Below are 14,573 nucleotides of genomic sequence, written 5' to 3'. Positions count from 1 at the left end.
CATGAACGCTCACGCGCTGCAACGCGACCCCCTCCTCCCCGCACTGCACCTGGTGGCGGGCAAAAAGCCCTCGGTGGATGACATCTATCCACGCCTGTTCGATGCGATCCTTGAGCAGCGCATCGCCCCGGCCAGCCGCTTTACCGAAGAAAGCCTGGGTGAAACCTTTGGGGTGAGCCGCAGTGTGATTCGTCGGGTGCTGGCCAAACTGTCCCACCAGCAAGTGATCATCCTGCGCCCCAACCACCGCGCCCAGGTGGCGGCGCCGGACGCGCACCAGACGCGGCAGATCCTCGAAGCGCGGCGCCTGACTGAAATTACTGTGGTGCAACTGGTGTGCGCCCAGGCCACCGGTGCACAGCTACGTCAGTTGCGGGAATTGATCAGCCGCGAACGCGACTGCATCGAGCGTGACCAGCGCGGGCCGGCGCTGCGTTTGTCGGGGGAGTTTCACCTGTTGTTGGCCGCCATCGCAGGCAATGGCCCGCTGGCCCAGTTCCTCAACAGCCTGGTGCCGTTGACGTCGTTGGTGATTGCCCAATATGAAGCGAAAGCCTGCACGTATTGCGCGTGGCAGGAGCATGTGGCGATTGTGGATGCGATCGAGCAGCGCGACATAAACGCTGCGGTGGGCTTGATGACCCAGCACCTGGATCACCTGGAAAGCAAACTACTCAAACACCCTTGAGCTGATCGTTCCCTCGCTCTGCGTGGGAATGCCGCTGGGGACGCTCCGCGTCCCGACTGAGAGCGGGCGACGCGGAGCGTCACGGGAGGCATTCCCACGCAGAGCGTGGGAACGATCAGTGTGGGAGGGAGCAAGCCCCCTTCCACATGGGTACTACGAACGCATCACGCCGGCTGCAACACCGATTGACCGCTCAACGCCAGGTCCAGCAACTCACGGTTGGCCACCGCATACATGGCGTAGTCCGTGCCAACCGCTGCACGAATTTCCACCATCATTGCGCGCCAGCGATCAGCCATGTCGTGGTGCTGCTCAAGCCACAGGGCCACGCGGGCTTCCATGTCTTGTGGCGCGTCGGCCATTTGCAGTACCGAAATGGTGATCGCCCGTTGCTGCCAGTCCACGTCGTCGCGGAAGGCTTCGCGGGCCTGGGCCTGCCAGTTGTTGGCCACCGGCAGGTCGCTGATCTGCTGCAGGTACCACGGCAGGTCCAGGGCGCTGCCGACGGCGAAGTAGGCCTTGGCCACTTCGGCGGCGTCATGCCCGGTCACGTCGGCGGCTTCGATGATCGGCAGCAGGGTGTACAGGTGGGTCGTGCCTGCAACCATGCGCGCCAACAACTCCGGAACGCCGGCCTGGGTGTAGGCCTGGTAACGGTTCTGCCAGCCTTCACGGGTCGGGCCTTCCAGCAGTTCGTCAAGCTTGAGGCCCAGCGCCGCCAGGTGCGGACCGAAATGCGCGGTATCACGCCCGGCGTCCTGCTCGTTGCGACGGCTGCGCAGGAACCAGCGCGTGGCGCGACGGCCCAGGCGCATCAGCTCATCCATCAGCTCCAGTTGCACATCGGCGGACACCTGGTGATCCAGGGCTTCGATCTGACGGAACCAGTGCGGAAGGTGGAAGATGTCGCGCACGATCACATAGGCGCCAGCCACGTTCGCCGGGCTCATGCCGGTCGACTCTTTGAGCCGTTGAACGAAGGTGATGCCCATGTGGTTGACCAGGTCGTTGGCGATCTGGGTGCTGACGATCTCGCGCTTGAGGCGGTGACGACGCATGGCCTCGGAGAACTTGGCCACCAGGCTCGGCGGGAACGCGGTCTCCATGTCACGGGTCAGGTATTCGTCATCCGGTACCTGGGACTTGAGCAGCGCTTCCTTGAGATCGATCTTGCTGTAGGAAATCAACACCGACAGCTCTGGACGCGTCAGGCCCTTGCCCTCCGCGGCGCGCTCGGCAAGCTGCTCCTCGGTCGGCAGGTACTCGATGGCGCGGTCCAGCTTGCCACGGGCTTCCAGGTCGCTCATCAGGCGCTTGTACTCGGCGGCACGCTCGTAAGCCTTGCGTGCGGCCAGGGACAGGGCCTGGGTCTGCTTGTAGTTGTTGCCCAACACCAGGCTGCCGACTTCGTCGGTCATGCTCGCCAGCAACTGGTTGCGTTGCTTGTCGGTCATGTCGCCGGCCTGCACCACTTCGTTGAGCAGGATCTTGATGTTCACTTCGTGGTCGGAGCAGTCCACACCACCGGCGTTGTCGATGAAGTCGGTGTTGGAGCCGCCGCCATTGAGGCCGAACTCCACACGGCCCAGCTGGGTCATGCCCAGGTTACCGCCCTCGCCCACCACTTTGCAGCGCAACTCGTTGCCGTTGACGCGCAGCGCATCGTTGGCCTTGTCGCCCACATCCGCGTGGCTTTCGGTGCTGGCCTTGACGTAGGTACCGATACCGCCGTTCCACAACAGGTCCACCGGTGCCTTGAGCAAGGCGTTGAGCAGTTCGGTCGGGGTCAGCTTGTCGGCCTTGATGTCAAAGCGTTCTTTCATCTGTGGCGAGATGGCAATGCTCTTCGCGCTGCGCGAGAAGATACCGCCGCCTTCGGACATGATGCTGGTGTCGTAGTCGGTCCAGGCCGAACGCGGCAGTTCGAACAGGCGCTGGCGCTCGACGAAGCTGGTTGCGGGATTCGGGTTCGGGTCGATGAAAATGTGCAGGTGGTTGAAGGCCGCGACCAGTTGCAGCTTGTCGGACATCAGCAAGCCGTTACCGAACACGTCGCCGGCCATGTCGCCGACGCCCACCACGGTGATGCTGTCTTCCTGCACATTGATGCCGCGCTCACGGAAGTGACGCTGCACGCCGACCCACGCGCCCTTGGCGGTGATGCCCATTTTCTTGTGGTCGTAACCGGCCGAACCGCCGGAGGCGAACGCGTCACCGAGCCAGAAGCCGTAGTCGATGGCGATGCCGTTGGCGATGTCGGAGAAGGTCGCAGTGCCCTTGTCCGCCGCCACCACCAGGTACGGGTCATCGTCGTCATGGCGCACAACATTGGCCGGCGGTACCAGGGCGCCGTCTTTCAAGTTGTCGGTGATGTCCAACAGGCCGGAAATGAAGATGCGGTAGCAGGCGATGCCCTCGGCCGCGATCTCGTCACGGCTGCCGCCCAACGGCAGGCGGCGCGGCAGGAAGCCGCCCTTGGCGCCCACCGGCACGATCACCGAGTTCTTCACTTGCTGGGCTTTTACCAGGCCGAGCACTTCGGTACGGAAGTCTTCTTCACGGTCGGACCAGCGCAGGCCGCCACGGGCCACGTTGCCAAAGCGCAGGTGCACGCCTTCGACGCGTGGCGAGTAGACGAAGATTTCAAACTTCGGCACCGGCTTGGGCAGCTCGGGGATTGCATGGGGGTTGAACTTGAAGCTGAAGTACGACTTGTTCTGGCCGTTGGCGTCAGACTGGTAGAAGTTGGTACGCAGGGTGGCCTTGATCAGGTCCAGGTAGCGACGCAGGATGCGGTCTTCGTTGAGCACCTGAACGTCGTCCAGGGCGCTGAGGATCGCTTGTTCCAGGCGTTGCTGCTTGTCTTCCAGGTCATCGGCGGTGAGCTTGCGCGCCAGGTAGAAGCGGGTCTTGAACAACCGGGTCAACTCGCGGGCGATGTCGGTGTGGTTGTTCAGGGTACTGGCGATGTAGCCGAGGTCGAAGCCCAGGCGGATCTGCTTCAGATAACGGGCGTAAGCGCGCAGCAGCGCCACGTCACGCCATGGCAGGCCGGCGGTGAGCACCAGGCGGTTGAACGCATCGTTCTCGGCATCGCCGTGGACGATATGCACGAACGCGTCCTGCAGGGTGTCGTTGAGCTGCTGGATATCCAGGTTCACGCCTTCGGCGGCGATGAACGCGAAATCATGGATCCAGAACTCACGGCCGTTGGCGTGGCGCAGGCGATACGGGAACTCACCCAGCACGCGCAGGCCGAGGTTCTCCAGGATCGGCAGCACGTCGGACAGCGCCAGCGGGGTGTCGGCGTGATACAGCTTGCAATGCAGCTCGCGCTGACCGGAAACCTGACCCAGCGGCTGATAGAAGCTCATCACCAGCGGGTTGGCTTCGGTGAGGCTGAGCAGATGCTGCATGTCGACCACGGCCGAGTGCGCGGCGAAACGCTCGCGGTAGCCGGCCGGGAAACCTTTCGGGAAGTCCGCCAGCACATTGGTGCCGTGGGCTTCGCCGAAGCTTTCCACCACCAGGCTGGCGTAGTCGTCCTGCCAGCTGCGGCAGGCCTGCACCACTTCTTTTTCCAGCTGCACCGGGTCGATGTCCAGGCGATTCTTCGGGTCAACCCGCAGGATCAGCTGCACACGGGCCAGCACGGATTCGGAGAAGAAGGTCCAGAATTCGCAGTCCGAGGCTTTCAGGCGATCCATCAGCACTTGCTGGATTTTCTGGCGCACTTCGGTGGAATAGATGTCACGCGGCACGTAGGCCAGGCAGTAGCAGAAACGGCCGTACGGGTCTTTGCGCAGGAATACGCGGATCTTGTTGCGTTCCTGGATCTGCACGATCGACATCACCGTGCTGAACAGCTCATCGACCGGGGTTTGGAACAGGTCGTCACGCGGCAGTACTTCCACCACCTGGGCCAGTTCTTTACCCAAGTGCGCCTTGGCCTGGAAGCCCGAGCGGCGCTCGATTTCCGCGACCTTGCGGCGGATGTAAGGGATCACCCGCACGCTTTCGCCGTACACCGAGGAGGTGTACAGGCCCATGAAGCGGTGTTCCTTGATGACCTTGCCGTCGGCGCTGATCTCGCGGATCGACACGTAGTCCGGATAAGCCGGGCGGTGCACACGACTGGGGTGTGCAGCCTTGGCGAACGACAGCACGGTCGGTTCGCGCAGGTAGGCCACGGCGTAGTCTTCGATGCGCAGGTCTTCGGCGGTGAGGCCGGCGCGCAGCAGTTTGGTCAGACCGAGGAAAGAGCTGGCGTCATATTCGATATGACCGCCGTCCGCCTCGTCACGTACCACGAACTCTTCGTAGCCAAGGAAGGTGAAATGGTTGCCCACCAGCCATTCGAGGAAGTTCTTGATCTCGGCTTTTTCTTCGCCGTCGATCACGAATTCACTGGCGTCGACACCGGCCAGCAGGTCCTGGACCTTGGCTTTCATCGGCTCGAAATCGGCCACGGCCACGCGCACTTCGCCCAGCACCTGCTCGAGCTCTTTGCTCAACACATTCAATTCGGCGGCGTTGGCGCAGCGGTCGATCTCCAGGTACATCAGCGATTCTTGCAGGATGCCTTCGCCCTGGGTGCCCTTGGGCAGGATTTCCAGCAGCTCGCCCTTGCTGCCACGGCGCACGCTGAGCACGGTGGTTTGCAGGGTGTGGATGCTGTAGCCACGGCGGTTGAGCTCGGTACGTACCGAGTCCACCAGAAATGGCAGGTCATGGTGCAGCACTTCAACCGCAGTGTGGGTCGACTGCCAGCCATGACGCTCATAATCGGGGTTGTAAACCCGCACTTGCGGTTGGGTGTGGTCGAAGCGCTCAAGCAGGCGCCAGGCAGACAGGGTGCAACCGGCCAGGTCGGAAAGGCGACGCTGGGTCAGTTCGTCCAGGGAAATGATGCCGAAGAATTGCTCAGCGAACAGCGCCACTTGTGGCAGTGCCTGTTCACTGATGTGCTGCGCCAGTGCCGCTTGCAGTTGGTGCTGGAAGTCGGCCTTGCTGGCTGCGGTGAAGAACGCCATCTGTGGTACTCCGCTTGGGCTTGTTATTGATGGAAGCGTCGCGTGTTATCCCCTTACGGGGAGACCGTCAGCTCTGTTCTGGTAGTGATGACAAGCACCATAAACGAATCAGAGTGACAGGTGGGTGAAGCTGGACAAGACAGTCAGGTCACATACAACTTCCACAAGATGCTCACCGCGCCGGGTGACGGTACGACGGGCAGGTCAGGCGCCTGGCACGGGGCACATCCGTTGCGCAGCTTAACGAGTGTAGGAAGCCGGCTGCTTGCGGTGCTGCGACATATTCGGTCATCGGTAAGCAGGTGTGGGGTTGCGACTTGGGCAACCGGCAATATTCAGGCCCGCCAGTATCAAAAATGACTGCTTTGGCCCGCCAGGTCATGCACTCGGTCTGACACACAATGCAGCATAAAATTCGCCGCAATGGCACAATCACCCGGCGCAAACGCCCTCCTCCACACAGGATTCCCCATGCTGCAGCTGAAAACCGACGCCTTGATAACCACCCCGTGTGACGACGAAGAAGACAACATGGCCATGCTCTGCTGCCACGGTAAAAACGGCGAGATGTTCATGCTGAGCCGGTATCCGGATGAAGACGAGGTGGAACTGACCTGGGATTACGAGCCTTCGACCCTGGATGGGCTGAAAGTCACCTTGGGCGACACCAGCTTATTGATCGAACTGGCGGCCGGCGATGCGGATGCGCTGGGGGGCAAGGATCAGTTGCAGATCACCCACGCCACGGCCGCCTCCGACCTGGCCGAAGTCGAGCAAACCCTGCAGAACATCCTCAAAGGCACTGGCACCTACACCCGGACTTGAGCTGCACCCAGGATCAAATGTGGAAGGGGACTTGCCCCCGATAGCGGTGTGCCAGTCGCCAGAAATATTGACTGACCCACCGTCATCGGGGGCAAGCCCCCTCCCACAGTGGTCCTCATCCACATTGACGGCCTTCACAACAGAAAGCGCACCACCCACACAAATTTCCTACAAGTTTTGCCAAAAATACCCGTCACGCCGTTAGTCGCCGCACCCCACGATGCATTAAAGTAAGCGCCCCAGGCCGGTGTTCTTCCCTGACACCCGGGCTCATCTTTCCAGGAACCGTCATCGATGGAACATCGTGAAGCGCTGCTTGCGCTGCGAACCTTTCTTTCTACGCAGATTCTCGGCCAGGAAAAACTCATCGATCGCCTGCTGATCGCCCTGCTCGCCGACGGCCATATGTTGGTCGAAGGCGCGCCGGGCCTGGCCAAGACCAAGGCGATCAAAGAGCTGGCCGAAGGTATCGAAGCGCAGTTCCATCGTATCCAGTTCACCCCCGACCTATTGCCCGCCGACATCACTGGCACCGAAATCTATCGCCCCGAAACCGGCAGCTTCGTTTTTCAACAAGGGCCGATCTTCCACAACCTGGTGCTGGCGGACGAAATCAACCGCGCACCGGCCAAGGTCCAGTCGGCGCTGCTCGAGGCCATGGCCGAGCGCCAGGTCAGCGTAGGCCGCAGCACCTACGAGCTGTCGCCGCTGTTTCTGGTGATGGCCACGCAAAACCCCATCGAGCAGGAAGGCACCTACCCCCTGCCGGAAGCCCAGCTCGACCGTTTCCTGATGCACGTCAAGATCGGTTTCCCGGATGCCGCCGTCGAACGGCGCATCCTGCAACAGGCGCGTGGTGAAGCGCTCAACGGCGAAACCAAGCCCGAGCGCCGCGTCAGCCAACAGGCGATCTTCGCCGCGCGTAAGGAAATCCTCGGCCTGTACATGGCCGATGCGGTGGAGGAATACCTGGTGCAGTTGGTCATGGCCACGCGCACCCCGGCCAAGTTCGACCCGGAAATGGCCGAGTGGATTGCCTACGGCGCCAGCCCGCGCGGCTCCATCGCCCTGGACCGTTGCGCGCGCGCCCACGCCTGGCTGGCCGGCCGCGACTTCGTCAGCCCCGAAGACATCCAGGCGGTGCTGTTCGACGTGTTGCGCCACCGCATCATTCTGTCGTTCGAGGCCGAAGCCGCAGGCGTTGACCAGGACCGCGTGGTGCAACGCATTCTTGACGTCGTTGCCGTCGCTTGAAGTCGATGAACGCGAGCGCGGGTATCCACGTCACGCTCAGTGAGCTGATCGAGATGCGCCATCGCGTGCGTGAAGTGCAATTGTTCTCCACCCCCGGCCAGCGCAGCCCGTTGATCGGCCTGCACCACTCCAAGCTACGCGGGCGCGGTGTGGATTTTGACCAGGTGCGCGTGTACCAGGCCGGGGACGACGTGCGCACCATCGATTGGCGTGTGACCGCCCGCACCCAGGAGCCCCACACCAAGCTGTTCCACGAAGAACGCGAGCGGCCGATTTTCATCATGGTCGAGCAAAGCTGCCGGCTGTTTTTCGGCTCGGGGCAGATGTTCAAGTCGGTGCTCGCCGCACAAGCCGCCAGCCTGATCGGTTGGGCCGCGCTGGGGCATAACGACCGCGTGGGCGGTTTGGTGTTCGGCGACAGCGAGCACTACGAAATCAAACCCCGGCGCAGCAAGCAAAGCCTGCTGCAACTGCTTAACCGCCTGGTGCGGGTCAACCAGAGCCTGAACACCGAAAGCCTTCCTGAAGCCGACGCGCTGGGCATGGCCCTGCGCCGCGGCCGCGAAGTGCTGCGCCCCGGCAGCCTGGGCATTGTGATCTGCGATGAACGGGCGCTGACTGAAGGCGCCGAGCAGCAACTGAGCCTGTTGTCGCGCCATTGCGATTTGCTGCTGCTGCCCATCTCCGATCCGCTGGACCACGCCCTGCCCGCCGCCGGGCTGCTGCGCTTTGCGCAACGGGGCGCGCAACTGGAACTCGATACGCTCAATTTCGATCTGCGCCAGGCCTACAAGGCCCAGGCTGAAGCACGCATCGCCCGCTGGGAGTTGCTGGCGCAAAAGCTGCGCGTCTTGTTGATGCCGTTGAGCACCCAGAGTGAAATGGTCGAGCAACTGCGCGAATACCTCAACCCACAGCGCCCGGTCAGAAAACAATGAGCAGCCTCGACCAACTGCAACCGCTGATCGCCCCGCCAGCCATCGGCTTCTGGCCGCCCGCGCCGGGCTGGTGGCTGGTGTTGCTGCTGCTCCCGATGCTGGGCTGGGGCCTGTGGTGGCTACGCCGTTTCCTGCCCGCGCGCCGCCCCGTGGCCCGCGCCGAACAACCGCTGGACCCGCTGCGCATTGCGGCCCTGGCCGAGCTGGCGCTGATGCCCAAACCCTATGACGGCGCGCCCGCCGGGGCCTGGCTGCAGCAACTCAATGGCTTGCTCAAGCGCCTGTGCCGCAACGACTACCCCTACAGCCAAAGCCACACCCTCAACGGCCGCAAATGGCTGGCGTTCCTCGATAACCGCTGCCCCGCCGCCGGCCTCACGCGCTGGATGGTGCTGGTCGAAGGCGCCTACAAGCCCGAATGCAAACTCGACGACAAGGCTATCGCTGGCCTGACCCAAGCCGTCGACACCTGGATTCGCAAACATGTTTGAGTTCGCCTGGCCTTGGATCCTCACCCTGTTGCCGTTGCCTTGGTTGATGCGCCTTGTCCTGCCAGCGGCCGACAGTGGCGAACCCGCGTTGAAAGTCAGCTACCTCAACGACCTCGAACGCCTGGCCCGGCGCCGCGCTCGGGTGAACCTGCCGGGCTGGCGCCAGCAGGCACCGTTCGTGGTGCTGTGGCTGTTGCTGTTGACCGCCGCCGCCCGCCCGGAATGGCTCGGCGAGCCGCTGCCGATTGCCGCCAGTGGCCGCGACTTGCTGGTGGCGGTGGATGTCTCCGGCTCCATGGATTTTCCCGACATGCACTGGCAGGACGAGGACGTCAGCCGCCTGGCGCTGGTCCAGCACTTGCTCGGGGATTTTCTCGAGGGCCGTGAAGGCGACCGTGTGGGCCTGATCCTGTTCGGCAGCCAAGCCTACCTGCAAGCGCCGCTGACCTTCGACCGGCGCACCGTGCGCACTTGGCTGGATGAAGCGCGCATCGGCATCGCTGGCAAGAACACCGCCATCGGTGACGCCATCGGCCTGGCTCTGAAACGCCTGCGCCAGCGCCCGGCGCAAAGCCGCGTGCTGATCCTGGTGACCGACGGCGCCAATAACGCCGGGCAAATCGACCCGCTCACCGCCGCGCGCCTGGCCGCTGAAGAAGGCGTGAAAATCTACCCGATCGGCATCGGCGCCGACCCTGAGCAAACCGGCTCCCTGGGCATTCTCGGCGTGAACCCGAGCCTGGACCTCGACGAACCGGCGCTGAAGGCCCTCGCCGAGGCGACGGGCGGCCAGTATTTCCGCGCCCGCGATGGCAACGAGCTGGAACAGATCAAGACCACCCTCGACACCCTCGAGCCCGTCGAACAGCAGCCCACTCAGGCCCGCCCGGCCCACGCGTTGTACAGCGGCCCGCTGGCCCTGGCGCTGCTTCTCAGCCTGCTGCTGGTGGTTCACGAACGCTGGCCGAACAACGCCTTGCAGCGGCTGTACACCAAACTGTCGAGCAAGGGCATGTTCCTGCCACAGAGCCCGGAATGGCGCCAGCGCCTCAAGCGCCTGCGCTTGCGGAGGCGTCGATGATCGCTTTGTGGCCGCACTGGTTGCGCCCCTGGTGGCTGTTGCTGCTGCCGCTGCTCGGCTGGTTGCTGTGGCAACTGTGGCACCGGCAAAAACGCGCCGGGCGCTGGCAGCTCATCCTGCCCCAGGCCTTCCATGCCACGCTGCTCAGTGGCGGCAACGGCCGCGAAAGCAAATCGCCCTGGGTGGTACTGGGCATCGCCTGGCTGCTGGCGTTGCTGGCGCTGCTGGGGCCCAGTTGGCAACGGGTTGAACAACTCAGCCAGAAGCCTTCCGACCCGCTGGTAGTGCTGCTGGAACTCACCCCGCAAATGCTCGCCACCGACAGCCCGCCCAACCGTCTCGAACAGGCGCGGCGCAAGCTTTATGACTTGCTGCAGGCGCGCACCGATGCGCAAACCGCCATCATCGTGTATGCCGGCAGCGCCCACACCCTGGTGCCGCTGTCGGATGACCTGGCCACCAGCCGTAACCTGCTTGAAGCGCTGCGCCCCTCGATCATGCCCGCGCCTGGCCACCGCGCCGACCTGGCCGTGGAAAAAGCCCTGGCCCTGCTCAAGCACGGCGGCCTCGGCCAGGGGCGCCTGCTGCTGATCGGCTCGTCGCTGTCCAAACAGGAGCGCCAGGGTATCCGGTTGCTGTTGCAAGGCAGCCAGGCGCCGAGCTTGTCGATCCTCGGCATCGGCAGTCGTGAAGGCACGCCAGTCACCCAGGAAAGCGGCGAATTCCTCAAGGACGAACAGGGCGCGATCCTGATCCCGCGCCTCGACAGCCCGACCCTCAAGGCGTTCGCCAGCGAAATGGGCGGCCGCTACCGGGCCGCGCGCCTGGACGACAAAGACCTGCGCCAACTCGGCGTACTCGACCCGCCCCAGGCCTTGCGCGACGACGGTCAACTGCTGCGCCTGGACACCTGGGCCGACCAGGGTTACTGGCTGCTCCTGCCGCTGCTGCTATTGGCCGCCTGCGCCGGGCGTCGCGGCTGGCTGTTCTGCCTGCCGCTGCTGTTGATGGCCGCACCGCAGCCCAGCTATGCCTTCGAATTCCAGGACCTGTGGCTGCGCCCCGACCAGCAAGGCCAGTACCTGCTGAAGAAAAAACGCCCGGCCGAGGCCGCCGAACGCTTCCAGGACCCGCAATGGCAAGGCGTGGCCCTATACGAAGCCGGTAACTATGCCGAAGCCATCAAGCGTTTTGCCCAGGGTGACAACGCCTACGCCCACTACAATCGCGGCAATGCCCTGGCCCGATCGGGTGAGCTGGAAGCCGCGATCGATGCCTACGAACAGGCGCTGGAAGCCCAACCCGATCTGCAGCCGGCCCTGAAGAACAAGGCGCTGGTGGAAAACCTGCTGCGCGAACAAGCCCAGCCTGAGCCCGACGAACCCGAAAAAAACCAGGATGACGAAACCACCCAACCCGGCCAAACTGCGCAACCGGGCGCCGACGGGCAAAATGCCCAGGGTGGCGAACAATCCACCCAGGGTCAGGGCCAAGCCGCCAACGGCGCCACCGACACCGCGGGCTCGCCGCCAACCGACGGTAACGACGTGCCAGGCAGCGAGCTCGGCGACGAGCAAACCACCACGCCGCCGCTACGCCCCGCCGATGCCAGCCTTGAAGGCGAACATCGCCAGGCGTTGGAGCAATGGCTGCAACAGATCCCGGACAACCCCGGTGAACTGCTGCGACGCAAATTCTGGTACGAACAGCAACAACATCAGGACAAGACTCGATGAGCCGCCGCACCACCCTTCTGCTCTTGCTCGCTTTGTCGGCAGGCCACGCCCAGGCGGCGAACCTGGTCGCCAGCGTCGACCGCAGCCGCCTCAACTCAGGGGAAACGGTGGAGCTGACGGTGGAATCCAGCGACGTGACCCAGTTCGGCAAGCCCGACCTGTCGCCCCTGGATGCGCAGTTCGAAGTCAGCGGCACGCGCCAGATCAACCAGCTCACCACCCTGGGCGGCGATAACCACGCGACCACGCGCTGGATCATCACCCTGCTGCCCAGGGAAAACGGCACCGTGGTGATCCCGCCGCTGCAGGTGGGCGACCTCAAGACCCAGCCGATCACCCTGCAAGTGCTGGAAACCGCCAGCCAGAACACCAGCGCCGAACTGGCACCGGTGTTCGTCGAAGCCAACCTCGACCAGACCAGCGTTTACGTGCAGGCCCAAGCCCTGCTGACGGTGCGCGTGTATCACTCGGTGTCGCTGTATGACGACAGCAGCCTCACGCCCCTGCAAATCCCCGACGCACGGGTCGAGCAATTGGGCGAGTCGCGCACCTATGAAAAAGTCATCAACAGCATCCGCCATGGCGTGATCGAAACCCGCTACGCGATCTATCCGCAGCACAGCGGGGCCTTGGCGATTGGAGCACAGACCTTCAGCGCGACCCTGGTGGAATCGCGCCCTCCCCAGGAGAACACGCTGCAGGGCACCAAGCCGGGCAAGCTGATCCACGCAAGCTCAGCGCCGCTTGCGCTGACGGTCAAGCCCAAGCCCGAGTTCTACCCCGCCGACACGCCCTGGTTGCCGGCGCGCAGCCTGAGCCTGGACGAAGCCTGGAATCCCACGCCTGAGCATGTGCAGGTCGGTGACTCGCTGACGCGCAGCCTCACGGTCAAGGTCGAGGGCCTGTCCAGCGCGCAACTGCCGGCGCTGCCCAGTACCGATGTCAACGGCCTGCGCCGCTACCCGGACCAACCGGTACTGGGCAACCAGACCAGCGACCGTGGCCTGATCGGCAGCCGCGAAGACCGCGAGGCACTGGTGCCCACCCGTGCCGGTGCGCTGGAACTGCCCGCCGTGGAAGTGGTGTGGTGGAACACCCACGAAGACCACCTGGAACGCACCAGCCTGCCGGCCCGCACCCTGCAAGTGGCGGTCAACCCGAGCCTGGTGGTGGACACCCCCGCCACGCCGACCGTCATCACCGCGCCGGATGACGAACGCCTGTGGCTGTGGCAGCTCAGCACCTTGCTGCTGGCCTGCACTACCCTGCTGGGCTTCGGCCTGTGGTGGCGCGCCCGCCGCCAACCCGCCGTGCAACGCGCCGCGCAAACCGGCCCCAGCCCGCGCACCCTGCTCGACGACCTCAAGCGCGCGACCCAGGCCAACGACCCCCACGCCACCCGCCAGGCCCTGGATGCCTGGGCCCGCCAACAACCGGAAACCCTCGCCGACATGGCCGCGCGCTTCGTGCCGCTGTCGGATGCGTTGGACGGGCTGAACGGCGCGTTGTACAGCGAAAGTGGCCAGTATTGGCTGGGTGAAGACCTGTGGCGCGCAATCAAGGCCATCCCCGTGGCGGAGCGCGTACAAGACCCGGCCACCGATACCACCAGCCTGCCGCCGCTCTACCCCAAATAACCCCTGACACGAGGCAAGCCCCCACCTAAGATCGTTCCCACGCTCCCGCGTGGGAACGATCAATAGCGGTGTGTCAGTCAACATACTTGTCACTGATCCATTGCCATCGGGGGCAAGCCCCCTCCCACAGTTGGCCTGCATCGCCTGCTGGACATGCATTGTTAAAGGCCAGCAATCCATATCGCTTTAATTTGCAGGACGTTTCCTAGACAATCCTTCGGCCTTGCGCCTGCTCAATCCACTGGCTAGCCTTCGCTTCGTCGCTGCACATCAGCGATCGGGTGTGAGATCCCGTGTATTAGCAGGCGCCATGCGCTAAGACCGTCTATGGCGGCTATGTGCGGGCAGGCTTTGGTCTGGCCGGGTCCTGCTTTCCGGTATCTCACCCCGCACATAGCTGCCACCTTTTGACGTGTGAGATCGGCAAAAGAATGGCTCCCAATCCAAGCAGGAGCTTCACGCATGAACAAACTCGTCCCCGATCCCCCCTTTCCGATTTTTGTCGCCCACGAAGACCTCAGCTTCGAGGACGCCATCGCAAGCATTGCCTCGCTATTAAGTTGCGCCGCCACTACCGCAACGCAGACCGCTGAAGACCTCAACGGCGCCCAACGCGACATGGCCTGCTCCACCGCCCACCTGATCGACATGGCCCGCACCCTGGCGGACCGAGCCTTGGAGTGCCTGCAACCCCAGGCATAACGCCCCCCCTGTGGAGCGCGGCTTCAAAGATCGTTCCCACGCTCCCGCGTGGAAATGCAGCCCGTGACGCTCTGCGTCACCTGTGTGCAGTAGCGGAACTTGCAGCGCCTGGCGGGACGCGGAGCGTCCCAGGAGGCATTACCACGCAGAGCGTGGGAACGATCACCCCCGGCGTCCCCCAAGGCACT

General features: G+C 63.7%; 10 protein-coding genes. 9 read left to right on the top strand and 1 reads right to left on the bottom strand.

Features of this window, described 5'->3' with window-relative positions; genetic code table 11:
• The first annotated feature begins 1 nt into the window (after window position 1).
• Window positions 2-688 carry a GntR family transcriptional regulator gene (locus C4J89_RS12645; protein ID WP_124414599.1) on the top strand — a complete coding sequence of 229 codons (687 nt, stop codon included), beginning with the start codon at window positions 2-4 and terminating at the stop codon, window positions 686-688.
• Window positions 689-852: 164 nt separating this feature from the next.
• Here the strand turns inward: C4J89_RS12645 and C4J89_RS12640 are convergent, their stop codons facing one another.
• Window positions 853-5,721, bottom strand: a complete 4,869-nt coding sequence (locus tag C4J89_RS12640) for an NAD-glutamate dehydrogenase (protein ID WP_124414598.1) — start codon at window positions 5,719-5,721, stop codon at window positions 853-855.
• 471 nt (window positions 5,722-6,192) lie between these two features.
• Between C4J89_RS12640 and C4J89_RS12635 the strand changes: the two genes are divergently transcribed.
• From C4J89_RS12635 to C4J89_RS12600, 8 genes are all read left to right on the top strand, one after another.
• Window positions 6,193-6,546, top strand: a complete 354-nt coding sequence (locus C4J89_RS12635) for a hypothetical protein (protein ID WP_124414597.1) — start codon at window positions 6,193-6,195, stop codon at window positions 6,544-6,546.
• Window positions 6,547-6,840: 294 nt separating this feature from the next.
• Window positions 6,841-7,800 carry a MoxR family ATPase gene (locus tag C4J89_RS12630; RefSeq protein ID WP_020301524.1) on the top strand — a complete coding sequence of 320 codons (960 nt, stop codon included), beginning with the start codon at window positions 6,841-6,843 and terminating at the stop codon, window positions 7,798-7,800.
• Between the two features lie 5 nt (window positions 7,801-7,805).
• A complete protein-coding gene (locus C4J89_RS12625) occupies window positions 7,806-8,738 on the top strand; it encodes a DUF58 domain-containing protein (RefSeq protein WP_124362678.1) in 933 nt (310 codons plus the stop codon).
• The gene (locus tag C4J89_RS12620) at window positions 8,735-9,229 is read left to right on the top strand and encodes a DUF4381 domain-containing protein (RefSeq protein ID WP_124414596.1); all 495 of its coding nucleotides are present in this window, start codon (window positions 8,735-8,737) and stop codon (window positions 9,227-9,229) included. Before C4J89_RS12625 ends, C4J89_RS12620 begins: the two co-directional genes overlap by 4 nt.
• Complete coding sequence (locus tag C4J89_RS12615) at window positions 9,222-10,310, top strand: VWA domain-containing protein (RefSeq protein WP_124414595.1); 1,089 nt, start codon at window positions 9,222-9,224, stop codon at window positions 10,308-10,310. Before C4J89_RS12620 ends, C4J89_RS12615 begins: the two co-directional genes overlap by 8 nt.
• Window positions 10,307-12,046, top strand: coding sequence for a tetratricopeptide repeat protein (locus C4J89_RS12610; protein WP_124414594.1), 1,740 nt, complete (start codon window positions 10,307-10,309; stop codon window positions 12,044-12,046). The genes C4J89_RS12615 and C4J89_RS12610 overlap by 4 nt, the downstream gene beginning before the upstream one ends.
• The gene (locus C4J89_RS12605) at window positions 12,043-13,683 is read left to right on the top strand and encodes a BatD family protein (protein WP_124414593.1); all 1,641 of its coding nucleotides are present in this window, start codon (window positions 12,043-12,045) and stop codon (window positions 13,681-13,683) included. Before C4J89_RS12610 ends, C4J89_RS12605 begins: the two co-directional genes overlap by 4 nt.
• Window positions 13,684-14,145: 462 nt before the next feature.
• A complete protein-coding gene (locus tag C4J89_RS12600; protein WP_124414592.1) occupies window positions 14,146-14,385 on the top strand; it encodes a DUF6124 family protein in 240 nt (79 codons plus the stop codon).
• Window positions 14,386-14,573 lie beyond the last annotated feature (188 nt).

The organism is Pseudomonas sp. R4-35-07 (assembly GCF_003852235.1).
Taxonomy (GTDB): domain Bacteria; phylum Pseudomonadota; class Gammaproteobacteria; order Pseudomonadales; family Pseudomonadaceae; genus Aquipseudomonas.
Note: the sequence above shows the minus strand (reverse complement) of the source record. Positions and strands in the feature narration are given on the sequence as shown.

Bases quoted from the DNA above. Each gene is read 5' to 3' on its own strand.
- C4J89_RS12645 (WP_124414599.1), top strand. From the start codon at position 2: ATGAACGCTCACGCGCTGCAACGCGACCCCCTCCTCCCCGCACTGCAC.
- C4J89_RS12605 (WP_124414593.1), top strand. From the start codon at position 12,043: ATGAGCCGCCGCACCACCCTTCTGCTCTTGCTCGCTTTGTCGGCAGGC.
- C4J89_RS12620 (WP_124414596.1), top strand. From the start codon at position 8,735: ATGAGCAGCCTCGACCAACTGCAACCGCTGATCGCCCCGCCAGCCATC.
- C4J89_RS12640 (WP_124414598.1), bottom strand. From the start codon at position 5,721: ATGGCGTTCTTCACCGCAGCCAGCAAGGCCGACTTCCAGCACCAACTG.
- C4J89_RS12630 (WP_020301524.1), top strand. From the start codon at position 6,841: ATGGAACATCGTGAAGCGCTGCTTGCGCTGCGAACCTTTCTTTCTACG.
- C4J89_RS12615 (WP_124414595.1), top strand. From the start codon at position 9,222: ATGTTTGAGTTCGCCTGGCCTTGGATCCTCACCCTGTTGCCGTTGCCT.
- C4J89_RS12635 (WP_124414597.1), top strand. From the start codon at position 6,193: ATGCTGCAGCTGAAAACCGACGCCTTGATAACCACCCCGTGTGACGAC.
- C4J89_RS12610 (WP_124414594.1), top strand. From the start codon at position 10,307: ATGATCGCTTTGTGGCCGCACTGGTTGCGCCCCTGGTGGCTGTTGCTG.
- C4J89_RS12625 (WP_124362678.1), top strand. From the start codon at position 7,806: ATGAACGCGAGCGCGGGTATCCACGTCACGCTCAGTGAGCTGATCGAG.
- C4J89_RS12600 (WP_124414592.1), top strand. From the start codon at position 14,146: ATGAACAAACTCGTCCCCGATCCCCCCTTTCCGATTTTTGTCGCCCAC.